The organism is Nocardia kruczakiae NBRC 101016 (genome assembly GCF_001612965.1).
Lineage (GTDB): Bacteria > Actinomycetota > Actinomycetes > Mycobacteriales > Mycobacteriaceae > Nocardia > Nocardia kruczakiae.
Genome location: NZ_BDBL01000007.1, coordinates 60452 through 75554 on the forward strand (window position 1 = coordinate 60452; position 15103 = coordinate 75554).

Annotated in this window: 13 protein-coding genes; 8 read left to right on the top strand and 5 right to left on the bottom strand. The window is 68.5% G+C overall.

The genetic code is table 11. The annotated features are described in order from the left end of the window. Positions 1-76 precede the first annotated feature (76 nt). Positions 77-661 (bottom strand): TetR family transcriptional regulator, encoded by a 585-nt coding sequence (locus NK1_RS07360; RefSeq protein WP_036500482.1) that lies wholly within the window; start codon positions 659-661, stop codon positions 77-79. A gap of 99 nt (positions 662-760) precedes the next feature. Here NK1_RS07360 and bioB point away from each other — a divergent pair, with 99 nt between their 5' ends. The 5 genes from bioB (at position 761) to NK1_RS34925 (ending at position 7433) form a co-directional block, all read left to right on the top strand. Continuing rightward, positions 761-1774 (top strand): biotin synthase BioB, encoded by a 1014-nt coding sequence (gene bioB / locus NK1_RS07365; protein WP_030514661.1) that lies wholly within the window; start codon positions 761-763, stop codon positions 1772-1774. A gap of 83 nt (positions 1775-1857) precedes the next feature. Beyond that, positions 1858-2082, top strand: a complete 225-nt coding sequence (gene bsaP / locus NK1_RS07370) for a biotin synthase auxiliary protein BsaP (RefSeq protein WP_036500577.1) — start codon at positions 1858-1860, stop codon at positions 2080-2082. Continuing rightward, positions 2082-2708, top strand: coding sequence for a DUF2567 domain-containing protein (locus tag NK1_RS07375; RefSeq protein WP_063007805.1), 627 nt, complete (start codon positions 2082-2084; stop codon positions 2706-2708). Before bsaP ends, NK1_RS07375 begins: the two co-directional genes overlap by 1 nt. A 334-nt stretch (positions 2709-3042) precedes the next feature. Beyond that, positions 3043-7161 (top strand): NACHT and WD repeat domain-containing protein, encoded by a 4119-nt coding sequence (locus NK1_RS07380; RefSeq protein ID WP_063007806.1) that lies wholly within the window; start codon positions 3043-3045, stop codon positions 7159-7161. Between the two features lie 104 nt (positions 7162-7265). Then, a complete protein-coding gene (locus NK1_RS34925) occupies positions 7266-7433 on the top strand; it encodes a hypothetical protein (protein ID WP_167354239.1) in 168 nt (55 codons plus the stop codon). An 18-nt stretch (positions 7434-7451) separates the two neighbouring features. Here NK1_RS34925 and NK1_RS07385 read toward each other — a convergent pair whose 3' ends face one another. Both NK1_RS07385 and NK1_RS07390 read right to left on the bottom strand, forming a co-directional pair. Next, a complete protein-coding gene (locus NK1_RS07385) occupies positions 7452-8096 on the bottom strand; it encodes a DedA family protein (protein WP_063007807.1) in 645 nt (214 codons plus the stop codon). A gap of 239 nt (positions 8097-8335) precedes the next feature. Beyond that, positions 8336-9112, bottom strand: a complete 777-nt coding sequence (locus NK1_RS07390) for an NUDIX hydrolase (protein ID WP_063007808.1) — start codon at positions 9110-9112, stop codon at positions 8336-8338. A gap of 104 nt (positions 9113-9216) precedes the next feature. Between NK1_RS07390 and nadA the strand changes: the two genes are divergently transcribed. From nadA to nadC, 3 genes are read left to right on the top strand one after another with little or no spacing between them, the layout of a single operon-like run. Beyond that, complete coding sequence (nadA, locus tag NK1_RS07395; protein WP_063007809.1) at positions 9217-10269, top strand: quinolinate synthase NadA; 1053 nt, start codon at positions 9217-9219, stop codon at positions 10267-10269. Positions 10270-10310: 41 nt separating this feature from the next. After that, the gene (locus NK1_RS07400) at positions 10311-12071 is read left to right on the top strand and encodes an L-aspartate oxidase (protein ID WP_374726742.1); all 1761 of its coding nucleotides are present in this window, start codon (positions 10311-10313) and stop codon (positions 12069-12071) included. A 34-nt stretch (positions 12072-12105) separates the two neighbouring features. Further along, positions 12106-12966 (top strand): carboxylating nicotinate-nucleotide diphosphorylase, encoded by an 861-nt coding sequence (gene nadC, locus NK1_RS07405; protein WP_063007913.1) that lies wholly within the window; start codon positions 12106-12108, stop codon positions 12964-12966. 6 nt (positions 12967-12972) lie between these two features. Here the strand turns inward: nadC and NK1_RS07410 are convergent, their stop codons facing one another. Together NK1_RS07410 and NK1_RS07415 are read right to left on the bottom strand one after the other, a co-directional pair. Further along, a complete protein-coding gene (locus NK1_RS07410) occupies positions 12973-14142 on the bottom strand; it encodes a winged helix DNA-binding domain-containing protein (RefSeq protein ID WP_063007810.1) in 1170 nt (389 codons plus the stop codon). Between the two features lie 9 nt (positions 14143-14151). Continuing rightward, positions 14152-15063 (bottom strand): alpha/beta hydrolase, encoded by a 912-nt coding sequence (locus NK1_RS07415; RefSeq protein ID WP_063007811.1) that lies wholly within the window; start codon positions 15061-15063, stop codon positions 14152-14154. Between the last annotated feature and the right edge of the window lie 40 nt (positions 15064-15103).

Here is a 15103-nt window from a genome sequence, read left to right on the forward strand (position 1 = left end):
GACCGTTCCGGATTCTCACCGGATTCCCGCGCCGCCGGGGATGACGGTCCCGAATACTACCGTCCGAAATGTCCGGCTAGCGCACCCGGCTCCCGAGCAGATGCAGCACTCCGCCCACGAACAGTTGCAACCCGAAGTCGAATCGCTCGGTGGCCGAGGTGTTCTCGTAGAGCGGGGAATCCTCCTCCGCCAGCGCGCCCGCGGAGTCCATCTGCATCCGCGACTGCTCGTCCACCGTCTCGCCGAGGACGTAGTACAGCAGCGTGTAGGCCGCCAGATCGGCCTCCTCGTGGGTCATGCCGCCGCGAATCATCGCACTGGCCAAGCGTTCCCGGCCCTTGCTGGTGGTCAGGCGGGAGGCGTAGGTGGCCGAGACCACCTCCGCGCCGTCGCGATAGGCCAGCAGACACGACCGCAGCCGATGCGCCAGTTCGCTGATCTGGCCCGGCCAGTCCGCGGCGGCGACCGGTTCCTCCATCGGGGTGAGGATGCGGTCGGCGACCGCGCCGAGCAGCGCCTGCTTGTTCGGGAAATGCCAGTACAGCGCCCCCGGCTGCACGTGCAGAGCGGTGGCGAGGCGGCGCATGGTCAGATCGGCGAGCCCGTACTGATCGAGGATGGCGATGGCGCCGTCGATCACATCCGCCCGATGTAGCTGCACTTCTACCCCTCGCGTGTTTTGACTCACTGACCCCGCTACCCTAGCCTGAACACCGTTCAAGTTGCACGGCCGCATCGGCCGGAGGAAGGGATTCGTGCTGTGACGCAGGCACCCGTGAAGACCGACATTCTGGCCACCGCGCGCGAGCAGGTTCTCGAACGTGGCGTCGGACTGACTCAGGAGCAGACCCTCGAGGTGCTGCGCCTGGGCGACGACCAGCTCGAGGCGCTGCTGGAGCTCGCGCACGAGGTGCGGATGAAGTGGTGTGGCCCGGAGGTCGAGGTCGAGGGCATCATCTCGCTCAAGACCGGCGGCTGCCCCGAGGACTGCCACTTCTGCTCGCAGTCGGGCCTGTTCCAGTCGCCGGTGCGCGCCGCCTGGCTCGACATCCCGAGCCTGGTCGAGGCCGCGAAGCAGACCGCCAAGACCGGCGCCACCGAATTCTGCATCGTCGCCGCCGTGCGCGGTCCGGACGAGCGGCTGATGGCGCAGGTCGCCGCCGGCGTCGAGGCCATCCGCAACGAGGTCGACATCCAGGTCGCCTGCTCGCTGGGCATGCTGAACCAGGAACAGGTCGATCAGCTCGCCGCGATGGGCGTGCACCGCTACAACCACAACCTCGAGACCTCGCGCTCGCACTTCCCGAACGTGGTCACCACCCACACCTGGGAGGAGCGCTGGGACACCCTGCGCATGGTGCGCGAGGCCGGTATGGAGGTGTGCTGCGGCGGCATCCTCGGCATGGGCGAAACCCTGGAGCAGCGGGCCGAATTCGCTGCCAACCTGGCCGAATTGGAGCCCGACGAGGTTCCGCTGAACTTCCTCAACCCGCGCCCGGGCACCCCGTTCGGTGACCTCGAGGTGCTGCCCGCGGCCGATGCGCTGCGCGCCGTCGCCGCGTTCCGGCTCGCGCTGCCGCGCACCATCCTGCGTTTCGCGGGCGGCCGGGAGATCACCCTCGGCGACCTGGGCGCCAAGCAGGGCATTCTCGGTGGCATCAACGCCGTGATCGTCGGCAACTACCTGACCACGCTGGGCCGTCCCGCCGAAGCGGACCTGGACCTGCTCACCGATCTGAAGATGCCGATCAAGGCGCTCAACGAGACCCTCTGAGCGCTCGCGGCCGCGGCGGTTCGGGTATTGTCGAGCAGCTGGAGAGCTGCACTTCATGAGGGGTTTCGCGAATGGTGGTCCAGATGCCACAGCCTGATATGCAAGAGCGCTACAACCCGTACACCGGGAAGCGGATCGTCGTGGGCCTCGACGATCCGGTGCCGGCGGCCGCGGCCCTGGGCCTGGAACCGCCGCGCTTCTGCGAGCAGTGCGGTCGCCGGATGATCGTGCAGGTGAGTCCGGACGGCTGGTGGGCGAAATGCTCGCGGCACGGGGTGATCGATTCCCACAGCCTGGACCATCGCTGATGACCTCCCGCGGCGCCGCCGCAGCCTCTCCCGCACCGCGCGAGCTGCGCGCGGCGCTGTGGATCGTCGCGGCGGTGCTGGTGGTCAGCATCATCGGCGGCGGAGTGTGGGCCATGCTCGCACCGACCGAGAAGGTCTTCGTCGTCGAACCCGGTAGCGGTATGGCACTCACCGGGGAAAGTGCGCACCGCTTCGACGCGGTGGCGATCTTCGCCTGCGTCGGCCTGGTGACCGGACTGCTGAGCGCCGCCGCGGTGTGGCGCCGGCGCGCGATGCGCGGGCCGATCATGCTGGTGAGTCTGCTGATCGGTTCGCTGGCCGGAGCCTGGGTGATGTCGTGGTTCGGCGAACAGGTCGCGCGCTGGATCCACCCCCGCTCCCACAACCCGCCCGTGCACACCGTCGTGGAACTCGCGCCCACCGTCGAAGGCTGGACCGCGCTGCTGCTGCAGCCGCTGGTCGCCGGACTGGTCGTGCTCCTGCTCTCGGCGCTGAGCACCTCCGAGGACCTGGGAAGCGGACGCGGTGAACCGCTGGAACCCGCACCCCGCACCCCGCTGTCCGAGGTGACCTACGGGCCCTACCATCGACCCGGGTCGTATCAGAACGCCGACTCCCAGCGCTGAGTCGTTCGCGCCGCGGGTGTTGCGCTCGGGACGGCTCCGGAGACGCGCGCCCGGGTTCGGCCCGCGTCGGTGAGATCGATGCGGCGACAGCCGGTTCGGTCTGCGGACGGTTGCGGGGGATATGACTCCTGCCGTCGGTGGGTAGCCTGAATCCGGCACTGTGGGGAGGGGGCCGGCGGGTGGATCGGGGGTTTCGGGACCGTGCGAATATCCGGTCCGGAATTCGAATTATTGGCCCCTACCACGGCTTTCGTCATATCCTACGGCTCCCGGCCGGGTGGGCCCGCGAAGCTGCACAGTGTCCGAACGATCACCGACTGTGCAGGAGGTACCCGTGGAATCCGCACCGCCGCGGCGGGGACGGCCCCGATCCTCGCCGAGAACTCTTTTCTCCCAACGCTTCGCGGAACTGTTCGCCGCCGCCGGCAATCCCACGCTGCGACGGGTCGCGGCGGCAGCCGAGGCGCGGATGCGCGCCACCCGCGGCCCGGGACAGAAGTCTCCGGTGTCGGTGCAGCGCCTCAGCGATTGGAAGGCGGGCCGGAATGTGCCCGCGCGCTTCGAATCCCTGCTGCCGGTGCTGCTCACCCTGATCGACGAGGCCCGCAAATCCAGCCTTCCGGTGACCCCGTCGCTGCTGGATCTGCACCAGTGGCAACAACTGTGGACCGATTCGAACGACTGGGATCCGAATTCCGAAGCGGCCGATGTCGTCTGCCCGTATCTCGGTCTGGCGTCGTACCGATCCGAGGACGTCGACGTCTTCTTCGGTCGCGCCCGGCATACGGCGGACCTGGTCGGCCTGATCCGCACCACCGCTGCGGGCGACGGCGGACTTGTGGTTCTCGTCGGCGCCTCCGGGGCTGGTAAATCCTCCCTGCTGCATGCGGGAGTGCTTCCGGCCCTGACCGATTCGGATCCCGCATGGGCGATCGCCACCATGACACCCGGCCCGGATCCGATGCGGGCGTTGCTCGCGGCGGTGGATTCCCAGGGCGTCTCGTCGATTCCGCCCGATATCGCCGATCGCCGTGACACCGCCGCGGAGACAGGACGTCCGGACCTGACGGGCTCGTCACCGGGCGGAGAGTCCGACCGGTCCGAACCCGAACCGGGACAACCGGTGTCACCTGCGCACCCGCCGACGGGTGCGCGGCAGGTCGCGGTCGGCTCCGAGGTCGATCTGGTGGGTTCGGTACCCGATGCTGTCGCCCGATGGGCATCGGCCGGGCGGCGGATATTGGTGGTCGACCAGCTGGAGGAACTGTTCACGCTGTGCCGGGAGGAGCGCGCGCGTGCCGAATTCCTTGCGGTGCTGGAACATCTGGCCGTCGCGAACGAACATGCCCCGGTGGCGGTCGTCGCCGCGATCCGGGCGGACTTCTACGCGCGTTGCCTGGACGAGCCCGTTCTGGAAGACGCGCTGAAACATCGCAGCTATCTGCTGGGCCCGATGCGGCTGGACGAGTTGGCCGACGCCATCACCCGCCCCGCCGAAATGGCCGGATACAAACTGGAATCCGGCCTCGAGGAACTGGTGATCAGCGAGCTGTGTGGCCTCGGCGGCGGAGGGGACCGCCGAAGCTACGACCCGGGTGCGCTGCCGCTGGTGTCCCATGTGATGGAGGCGGTGTGGGAGCGCCGCGACGGCTCCCGGCTGACGATCGAGGGCTACCGAGCCGCCGGGGGAGTGCTCGGCTCGGTCGCGGCCACCGCCGAACAGGCATGGAACGACCTCACCGACCTCCAGCGCGCCGTGGGTAAACAGGTGCTGCTCGGCCTGGTCGCGGTCGGTGACGACTCCCGCGACACCCGCCGTAAGGTCTCGCGCGCCGAATTGCTCACCCGCACAGTCGAAGCCGCCGACGCGGCCCTCGACGCCCTGGCCCGCACCCGCCTGATCACCCTCGACGCCGACACCGCCTACCTCACCCACGAAATCGTCCTGGACGCCTGGCCCCGCCTGCGCTCTTGGATCGACGACGACCGCGTCGGCTACCTGGAACGCCAACGCCTGCACACCGATGCCGCCGACTGGGCGGAGCACGACCGAGACCCGTCGCTGCTGTATCGCGGAGCACGTCTGACCACGATGCGCGACCACGCCCGCAACGCCGCCCTCGGTCCGGTGGCGGCGGAATTCCTGGGCGCCTCGGAGTCGGCCCGCAAGCGCGCACAGCGCCGCGCGACGGCACGAAGGTCGGCGCTGGCCGTGCTGACCGTGGTCTCGCTCGCCCTCGCCGGTGTCGCATTCGTCCAGAGCCACAACGCCTCCCACGAACGGGACAACGCCGTGTTCCGTTCGGTGCTGGCCGAGGCGGATCGAGTGGAGGGCTCGGATCCGTCGCTGTCGGCGCAGTTGGATCTGGTGGCGTACCGGATGAATCGCGATGATCCGGGGGCTCGTGCCCGGATGGTGAACACGCAGACCATGCCCCTCGCGGCACGGCTGCCCGGCCACGACGGATGGGTCTATTCGGTGGCCATCAGCCCCGACGGCACGACAATGGCATCCTCCGGCGGCGACAACACGATTCGGCTATGGGACATTTCGGATCACAGCCATCCGCACTCGCTCGGCGCGCCGATTACCGGGCACACCGACTTCGTGTACGAACTCGCATTCGGTCGTGAGGGGTCTGTTCTGGCGTCCAAGAGCGCAGATCACACCGTCCGGTTGTGGGATGTTCGTCACCCTGGTCGTCCCGCGCAACTCGGACGCGAGATCCCCGCAGGATACGCGCGCGGGCTGACGATGAGCGCGGACGGCGCCACATTGCTCACGGCCGCTGACAGCGGCGGAATCGACGCGTTCGATATTTCTCATCCGGACAACCCGGTCACGGTCGGCACGATCATCCCACGTTCGGGAGCGCCGGGGGACTCGTACGAGATGGTGAGGTTCAGCGCCGACCTGCACCGGGCGCTCACGCTGACCCTCGACAAACACACACAGATCTGGCAACTGGACGATGTGCGGAAACCCGCAGTCCCGCAGGGAAATTTGGCCGAAAAGGTCAACTCTATCGCCTTGAGTCCTGACGGTGATACTGCCGCTGTTGCAGTGAACAGGACGGTGGAGTTGTGGAATGTCTCGGCGCCGTCGCACCCGCAGCGGGCGCCGTCGCCTCTCCAGGACGCACAGGTGACGATGCACGCGCCGCTGGCGTTCCGCGCCGACAGTCGAGTTCTCGCCGACGAGTCGAATGGAGTGGTGCGGCTGTGGGACGTGAGCGACATCGGCAATCCCTTGCCGGCCGGACGGCCGTTGGCGGGGGTGAAGGGAGCATTGAGCGGGTTGTCGTTCACCCCGGGCGGAGGGGAGGTTGCCACAGCTGGACAGGACGGGAGTGTGCGGCTGTGGTCGCTGCCGGGCCCGGTCGGGAGGGATAAGCCGCATGGCCGAGTGGTTGCGGTACGGAGCAATCGGGTGGCTATGCTCGACGGACCAGCTATCGAGATCTGGTCACTGGAAGGATCGGCAACCGCGCATCGGATCGGCCGGATCGCTCTGCACGGGGGCGGATCGCGAGGGCCGCTCCGTGTGACCATCAGTTCCGACGCTCGAAGGGTCATGGTGATCGATGCCTTCTCGAATCCCGAACTGTTCGATATCAGCGATGGGAAGACGATCGCCTCGCTCGGGCGAATACCGGTTGACCCGTCGACAGGCGGGCGCGATGACGGGATTGTTGATGCGGTTGCATTCGACGGCCGATCCGAACGAATAGTCGTCGCGGGACGTAGCGCCGACACAACGTGGTTCCAACTGTGGGATATTTCCGATCCGGCTCGGTTCGCGGCGGCGAGTGCACGGATGCCTATCACTGGCAGGAAGTACCCGTACATATTCAGCGTCGAATTCGTGGCGGGTGGAAGATATCTCGCCGTGAGCCAGCTCGGCGGGGCGGTCGGCCTGTGGAATATCGGCGAGCATGCCGAGCTCCGATACGTCAGCGAGGTGCGGGGCGGTTCCGCCGAATCTGGACTGCCGTCAGCCGTCACACCGGACGGTCGCATCTTGGTGACCGCCGCCGATGATCAAAAGATCCGCGTGTGGGACATTTCGGATCCGGGGGCGCCCAAGCTGGTCGGTGGCCCTCTCAGCGGGCATACATCCATGGTCGCGTCGTTGGTGTTCGCGCCGGACGGAAAGACACTCGCGTCCGCTGACAGAACCGAGGTCCGGCTGTGGGACTTCAGTGATCCACACCGTCCGCACGGTGTCGACCATGCTGTGGTCTCGGCGGGCAAGTCGATGTTGGGTCACATCGACTTCTTCCTCGACGGGAAACATTTGGTCGGTGGCGCCGGCGACAGAAGCGCACAGGTGTGGGATCTCGACCCGCAGCACGTTGTCGACCGAATCTGCTCCACTACGAAATCCGTACTCACCGAAGAGGTATGGCGCGAACACCTGCGGCAGAGGGCGTACCGGCCCCCATGCGGGTGACCGTTCTCGACCCCCGGATCGCCATTTATTCGATGGCGATCCGGGTTCACGGTAGTTACCGTTGCGTCCGGTCAGCCAGGAGGGGAGGTGTAGGAATGGCAGGAATGACGACGCGATCGGAAAGTGATTGCGCGGCAATCGAATCCAGTGAGCGGCCCGATCTCACCGCGTGGCGGCGGCGCCACGAACTTCGCAGATCCGCTGCGGCGCAGCCGGTGGCGAACAAGCGCACCTATCGGCGCACGGTCAAGCATCGGGACCGGCAGTGGTGAATCGGCGGGGGTAGGGATTCAGCGCCCGTCGTGGGTGGCGTGGTATTCGGATTCGATCTTCTTCTCTTGGCGTCGTTCGCGCAGCTTCCACACGATCAGCGCCACGACGACGATCACCACCACCGCGATCGCCATATCGCGGCCGACGGTCTTTGCCACCGTCTCGTAGGAATTGCCGGCGACGTAGCCGAGGACCACGAAGGTCGTTCCCCAGACGATGCCGCCGAAGGCGTTGAACGAAAGGAACTTCGGGTATGGCATGCGGGAGGCGCCCACCAGGGCGGGCATCACCGCGCGGAAGAAGGCGGTGAAGCGGCCGAGGAAGACCGCCCAGCCGCCGCGGCGGGCGAGGAAATCCTGCGCCTTGTCCAGGCGGCCGCGGTGTTTGTCGAGGAAGGAGGCGGCGAGCAGACGGCTGCCGAAATGTTTGCCCACCTCGTAGCCCACCGAGTCGCCGATGATCGCCGCGGCCACGACCAGCACGATCATCGCCCAGAGCACGACGTGACCCTGACTGGCGGCCACGCCGCCCAGGACGGCCGCGGTCTCCCCCGGAATCACGAATCCGACGAAGATCGCGTCCTCGGCGAACACCAGCAGCCCGACCGTGAGATAGACCCACACCGGCGCGATATCGAGAATCCGGTGCATCAGCGATTCCATTCCGCCGACGCTACCGTGCGCGGACCCAGGCGTCCGGCGGCGGTCGGCGCAGTGTTCCGGCGGCCCCCTGTCCGCGCGCCGACCACACGCAGCCCGCTCACGCGGCAGTCGATGCCCTCGGGCTCAGCGGCCGGCAACCCCCGATCCGATGCCGGACGATGTCGGATCCGGGCGCGCGACGGCGCGACCCGAGGTGGACCGCACTCCACGCATCGCCCGGAACACGCCGTGCAAGCCGTTCACCCCGGGGGTCGCAGCGCCGCGAATTCGTCGGTCACGCGGATCTCGTCGTCGGTGAACCGATAGACCGCCGCGGGCCGCCCACCCGATTTACCCGGCGCGGCGGTCTCTCCGGTCGGCGTGATCACCTTGCGGCGGCTCAACACTCGTTGCAGGTTGGTGGTGTCGACATCGTAACCCAGTGCGGTGCAATATATTTCGCGCAACGTCGACATGGTGAACGACGAAGGTGCCAGGGCGAAGGCGATATTGGTGTACGAGAGCTTCGCCGCCAGCCGGGTGCGGGCGTGATGCACGACGGTGCCGTGGTCGAACGACATGTTCGGCAGGGCCGACACCGGATGCCAGCGGGTGTCGGCGGGCAGTTGCGGGTCCGCGGTCAGCGGCACCAGTCCCAGATAGGCCGAGGCGATGCGGCGCACCCCGGGCACTCGATGCGGATCGCTGAAGACCGACAGCTGCTCGATATGCCACAGCTCACGTACATCGACCTTCTCGGCCAGCTGACGGCGGGCGGAGGTGTCGAGATCCTCGTCGTCGCGCAGCCGGCCGCCGGGTAGCGACCAGGTGCCGGTCTGGGGTTCCATCGCCCGCTGCCACAGCAACACCCCGAGTTCGGTGCGGAGGCCGTGATTGCCGCGCGGACTCTGCGGATCCACCGGTTCGCTCGCAATCACCGAGTGATCACCCCCCGGACCTGCGGTGACGGTGTCCATGAAGCGACGAACCTGGAACACCGCGGTGAGCGATTCGTGAATGGTGCTACTATGGGCCACGTTTTCGATTGTAAGTCGAAAACCGGGTTGAAGCGAATCGGCCCGGGGTGATGCGCGTGGCGCGAGTGCCGCGCGCATGAGGAAGGAGCCATGCCATGGCGTCAATGAGTCTGACGACAGCGACCACTGGTCCGACGACGCAGGCATTCGCAGCGCAGGTCATCGACGGTCCGGACGGGTTCGGCGGAGTCGAGGCCACGCCGGAGTGGGCGCAGGAGATCAAGCGGCTGGCGCGCGAGCGCAACGCCACCATCCTGGCGCACAACTACCAGCTACCCGAGATCCAGGATGTGGCCGATCACGTCGGCGATTCCCTGGCCCTGTCGCGGATCGCCGCCGAGGCGCCCGAGGACACCATCGTGTTCTGCGGCGTGCACTTCATGGCCGAGACCGCGAAGATTCTCAGCCCGGACAAGACCGTGCTGATTCCGGACCAGCGCGCGGGCTGCTCGCTGGCCGACTCCATCACCGCCGACGACCTGCGCGCGTGGAAGGCCGAACATCCGGGCGCCCTCGTGGTGTCGTATGTGAACACCACCGCCGCGGTGAAGGCGCTGACAGACATCTGCTGCACCTCGTCCAATGCCGTCGACGTGGTCGCCTCCATCGATCCCGACCGCGAGGTGCTGTTCCTGCCCGACCAGTTCCTCGGCGCCCACGTGAAGCGGGTGACCGGGCGGGAGAACATGCACATCTGGGCCGGTGAATGCCACGTGCACGCCGGCATCAACGGCGACGAACTGACCGAACAGGCCCGCACCCATCCCGATGCCGAGCTGTTCGTGCATCCCGAATGCGGTTGCGCCACCTCGGCTCTGTATCTCGCGGGGGAGGGCGCGTTCCCGGCCGACCGGGTCCACATCCTGTCCACCGGCGGCATGATCGACGCCGCGAAGGCGGCGCAGTCGAGCCAGGTCCTGGTCGCCACCGAGGTCGGCATGCTGCACCAGCTGCGCAAGGCCGCCCCGGGCATCGACTTCCAGGCCGTCAACGATCGCGCGTCCTGCAAGTACATGAAGATGATCACGCCGGCCGCGCTGCTGCGCTGCCTGACCGACGAACTCGACGAGGTGCACGTCGATCCGGAAACCGCAGCGCTGGCACGTAATTCGGTGCAGCGCATGATCGCCATCGGCAATCCCGGCGGCGGCGAATAGCACCGGCACCCGCCTCCGGGCGGGCCGGAAAGGTTCGATCGATGATGATGACGCCTTCGATCGGCTGGGAAGCCGAAGCTGATCTGGTGGTGATCGGTGGCGGTGTCGCGGGTTTGACCGCGGCCCGCACCGCCTCGCTGCGGGGGTTGCGGGTCCTGACCCTGAGCAAGGGTGGCCCGACGGATACGTCCACGCAATACGCACAGGGTGGGATCGCGGTGGTCGCGCCCGACGGCGACACCGTCGACTCGCATGTCGCCGACACCGTCGACGCCGGAGCGGGACTGTGCGACGCACAGGCGGTGCGCTCCATCGTGGCGGGCGGCCGGGATGCCGTCGCGGCCCTGACCGATCTGGGTGCGGTCTTCGACCTCGGGCGCGACGGCCAGGTCTCGCGCACCCGCGAGGGCGGGCACAGCACGCGCCGCATCATCCACGCCGGCGGTGACGCCACCGGCGCCGAGGTGCAGCGCGCGCTGAACGCCGCCGGACTGCCCGTGCTGTTCGGCACCGCCGCCCTCGACATCGTCACCGGGCCCGACGGGGTGCGTGGTGTGATCGTGGTGTCGGATCAGGGTTTCGGCATCGTCCACGCCCCGGCCGTCCTGCTGGCGACCGGCGGCCTCGGACAGCTCTACGCCTGCAGCACCAACCCGCCCGGGGCCACGGCCGACGGCATCGCGCTGGCGCTGCGGGCCGGTGCGCTGGTCGCCGATCTGGAATTCGTGCAGTTCCACCCCACCGTGCTGTTCAGCCCCGGGGGGCTGGGGCGTCGGCCGCTGATCAGCGAGGCGGTGCGCGGCGAGGGCGCGGTGCTGGTCGACTCGAACGGTGATTCGGTGACCGCCGGTGTCGATCCGCGGGGCGATCTGGCACCGCGCGATATCGTCTCCAAGGCCATCGCCGCCAGGATGCGACAGCTCGGCACCGATCACGTGTATCTCGACGCCCGCGCGATCGACGGGTTCGGGCAACGGTTTCCGACGATCACCACCTCGTGCCGCGCCGCGGGGCTGGATCCGCGCACCGATCTGATCCCGGTCGCGCCGGCCGCGCATTTCCAGTGCGGCGGCGTCGTCACCGATACGCACGGGCGCACCGCCGTCCCCGGCCTGTACGCGGCCGGCGAGGTGGCGCGCACCGGTCTGCACGGCGCGAACCGGCTGGCGTCGAACAGCCTGCTCGAGGGTTTGGTCGTCGGCGAGCGGGCGGGGGCCGCCGCGGCCGAGCGGGTCGCTTCCGCTCCGGAGGTGACGTCGGTGCCGGAGATGTCGCTGCCGCGCATCGATCGCACCGCGCTGCAGCAGTTGATGTCGGCACATGCCGCCGTCGTTCGCGACGGTGACGGGCTGCGCGGGGCGATGCTGCGCGTGCTGCATCTGCGGGGCAGCGGCACGGCGAAGTCCGGGACCACGGATGCGGCTGCCGATTCTTCGGAAGGTGATGCGGCACAAGGGGTTCCCGGTCCGGCGCAGGCCGGTTCCGCGGACGGCCGACGCGACCGCGAGGCTGCAGCGCCGGAAATGGCTGCACCGCAGTCAATTTCGCGGCTGCACGGTGAGCGGGCCGGAGTGCTGGCCGCCGTGGAGGACGCCGCTCTGACACTGGCCGCGCGGACCCTCCTCCTCGCGGCCACCGCCCGCGCCGAAAGCCGCGGCTGCCATACCCGATCCGATTACCCCGATCCGCGCGAGGAGTTGCGGCGCAGCGTCGCGATCCGGCTCGGCGACGACGGCCGCCCGCAGGTCGTCGCCGAGCCACTCACCACCGCCGACCCCCTGCCGGCGGTGAGCGCCCGATGACCGCCGCCGCCCACCACATGCCGAGGAGTAGATGATGGCACTGGATCCGCAACTCGACCCCGGGGAACTGCGCACCCTGATCCGCACCGCCCTCGACGAGGATCTGCGCTACGGGCCCGACATCACCTCGGCCGCAACCGTTCCCGCCGAGGCGACCGTCAAGGCCGCGATGGTCTCGCGGCAGCCGGGCACGGTCGCCGGCATCGATGTCGGGCTGCTGGTGCTCGACGAGGTGATCGGCGCCGGGAACTACGAGGTGACCGATCGCGTCGCCGACGGTACCCGGGTCGGCCCCGGCGACGCGGTGCTGACCGTCGTCGCACCGACGCGGCAGCTGCTCACCGCCGAACGCACCATGCTCAACCTGGTCACCCACATGTCCGGGATCGCCACCGCCACCGCCGCCTGGGTGGACGCGGTCGAGGGCACGAACTGCCGGATCCGCGACAGCCGCAAAACCCTGCCGGGTCTGCGTGCGCTGCAGAAGTATTCGGTGCGCGTCGGCGGTGGCGTGAACCATCGGATGGGCCTCGGTGATGCCGCCCTGATCAAGGACAACCACGTCGTGGCGGCCGGGTCGGTGGTCGCCGCGTTGCGCGCGGTGCGCGAACTGGATCCCGGCATCGAATGCGAGGTCGAGGTGGACAGTCTCGATCAGCTCGACGCCGTCCTCGCCGAAGATGTGCAACTGGTGCTGCTGGACAACTTCCCGCTGTGGGCCACCCAAGCCGCCGTCCAGCGCCGCAACAGCCGCTCGCCGCGCACGAAACTCGAATCCTCCGGCGGGCTCTCCCTCGAGGCCGCCGCCGACTACGCGCGCACCGGAGTCGACTACCTCGCGGTCGGCGCCCTCACCCATTCGGTGCGGGTGCTGGACCTGGGCCTCGATATGTAGGTCGGATCAGCTGGTGAGTTCGCGTTCCAGCGGAGTCCGGAAGCGGGGGATGGCGCGCACGTCGCCGTACCAGGCGGCGGTGCGCTCGACCTCGGCGTCGATCAGCGCCTTCGCGTCGGCGCCGACGTCTTCCAATAGCCGCCAGGCGATTTCACCGTCCGCTCGCTGCGCCCAGCCGCCGACGATGCGGCCGTCCACCCAGATACTCGGGCCGATATTGCCGTTGGTGTCGAACAGGGCCGGGGTGTGCGGGCCGAGGAACCAGTCGCGCGACTGCCAGCCCATCGGCGTCGGGTCCAGGGCGGGCAGCAGCGCCGCCCACGGTCCGGATTCGGGTTCGGGCTCCGTATCGTCGGACAGGATCACTCCGGTCCTGCCGTCGAGGTCGACCTCGGTGAGATCCAGACTCGACAGTGTCTTGCGCACATCCGTTTTCGTCCACCCGGTCCACCACACCAGATCGTCCACGGGAGCCGGGCCGAAGGCGCGCAGCCAGCGGCGGACGAGCTCGGCGCGCGCCGTGTCGAGTGCGATCGGCGCGGCCTCGGGCAGCCATGCCTCCCGGGGCGCCCAGGTGTACTGGCTGCTGGTCCAGCTGCCGTTGGGGCGTCCGCGCACGATGAGCCCGTCGCATCCGAGGATCAGCAGCACCCAGGTGGTGATGTTGGTCGGTTTCGAATACGGCTTGCCGGGTGCGGTATCGACCTGGGTGCGCAGCCGGGGCACGGCGGCCGACAGTTGCGCGCCGGTCGCGCTGCCCCGGGCCAGCAGTTCCCGATGGGTTTCGTCGGCCACTTCGGCCAGCCAGGCGTCGATATCGCCCTCGACGGCCTGGGCCAGGTACTTCCCGTAGTTGCGGCGCTGCTTGACCGCCAGCGCGTCGGCCACCGCGGCCTGCAGCACGGGAACCAGGCCGACCGGCGCGACGAACATGGTCCGGCGCATCGCCAGCAGTCGCAGCAGTGACCGATCGTCGTAGAGCGCGCGCTCCACATCGGCGGGCGCCAGGCCGTGGGTGCGGGCGCATACCGACAGGTACACCGTCGCGGGATCGGTGGCGTGCAGAGCGACCATCGACTCGGCGATATCGGCGGGATCGGTACCGCGGGTTTCGAACGCGAGCCGATGCCGCCGCGCCAGGCGCGCGCGTCGCTGAGCGACCGTAATCGAACGCATGGTCGAATCCTAGCGTGCTCGGTCCCCGTTCCGGATGCGCTGGCCGAGGAAATGCGCCGCCCGGTCCAGGGCCTCGTCCGCCTCGTCGAGAATGCCGGTGAAGGACTGGAAGACGTGAGGCACATCGGCGGTCACGTCGAGGATGACGTCCACGCCGGCTTCCCGCGCGCGTGCGGCCAGGCGAGTGGAATCGTCCAGTAGCATTTCGTTGGTCCCCACCTGGAGCAGGATCGGCGGAAAGCCGGTGAGATCGGCCGAGACCGCAGGGCTGAGCAGCGGCTGCCCGGCATCCTGCCCGTCGAGATACATGGCGCCGGTGTGGTCCAGGCTTGCGCGGGTGAACACCGGGTCGATGCCGGCTTTGGTTTCCATGCTCGCCCCCGTGCGGGTCATGTCGAGGCCGGGGGAGAAGGCCACGATCGCGGCCGGCAGGGGCAGGCCGGCGTCGCGGGCCGCGAGAGTCGTCGTGATGGTCAGGCCACCGCCCGCGGAGTCGCCCGCGAAGGCGATCGCCGACGGGTGCGCGCCGCTGTCGAGCAGCGCGCGGTAAGCGCCGAGGGTGTCCTCTATCGCGGCCGGGAAGGGATGTTCCGGCGCGAGCCGGTAATCGACCGACAGCGCCCGGAAACCCGTCTTGCGCACCAGGTTTCCGGTCAGCGTCATCGCCGTCTCGGGTGAACCGAAGACGAAGCCACCGCCGTGGAAGTACAGGATCGTTCCGGCTCCGGCCGGCTCCGGCGGTTCGACGAGCACCGCGGGCCGACTACCCAGTGCGATTGTCCGCGTGTGTATTTCGGACGGGACGGCCATCTGCGCCATCAGTGTCCGGAACTCGGCCCGTATGTCGGCCACGGATCGCGGCTGCGCGGGTTGTGGCCGACGCAGAATCGCGTCGACCTGCGCGCGTTGTTGTGCGCTCATATACACCTTCCTGGGAACTATATTCCTGTACAGTATATGC

What these genes read in the sequence shown, in the direction of transcription:
- NK1_RS07385 (WP_063007807.1), bottom strand. Translation starts at nt 8,096, where the DNA reads ATGGAATCGCTGATGCACCGGATTCTCGATATCGCGCCGGTGTGGGTC.
- NK1_RS07400 (WP_374726742.1), top strand. Translation starts at nt 10,311, where the DNA reads ATGATGATGACGCCTTCGATCGGCTGGGAAGCCGAAGCTGATCTGGTG.
- bsaP (WP_036500577.1), top strand. Translation starts at nt 1,858, where the DNA reads ATGCCACAGCCTGATATGCAAGAGCGCTACAACCCGTACACCGGGAAG.
- NK1_RS34925 (WP_167354239.1), top strand. Translation starts at nt 7,266, where the DNA reads ATGACGACGCGATCGGAAAGTGATTGCGCGGCAATCGAATCCAGTGAG.
- NK1_RS07410 (WP_063007810.1), bottom strand. Translation starts at nt 14,142, where the DNA reads ATGCGTTCGATTACGGTCGCTCAGCGACGCGCGCGCCTGGCGCGGCGG.
- nadC (WP_063007913.1), top strand. Translation starts at nt 12,106, where the DNA reads ATGGCACTGGATCCGCAACTCGACCCCGGGGAACTGCGCACCCTGATC.
- NK1_RS07415 (WP_063007811.1), bottom strand. Translation starts at nt 15,063, where the DNA reads ATGAGCGCACAACAACGCGCGCAGGTCGACGCGATTCTGCGTCGGCCA.
- nadA (WP_063007809.1), top strand. Translation starts at nt 9,217, where the DNA reads ATGAGTCTGACGACAGCGACCACTGGTCCGACGACGCAGGCATTCGCA.
- NK1_RS07375 (WP_063007805.1), top strand. Translation starts at nt 2,082, where the DNA reads ATGACCTCCCGCGGCGCCGCCGCAGCCTCTCCCGCACCGCGCGAGCTG.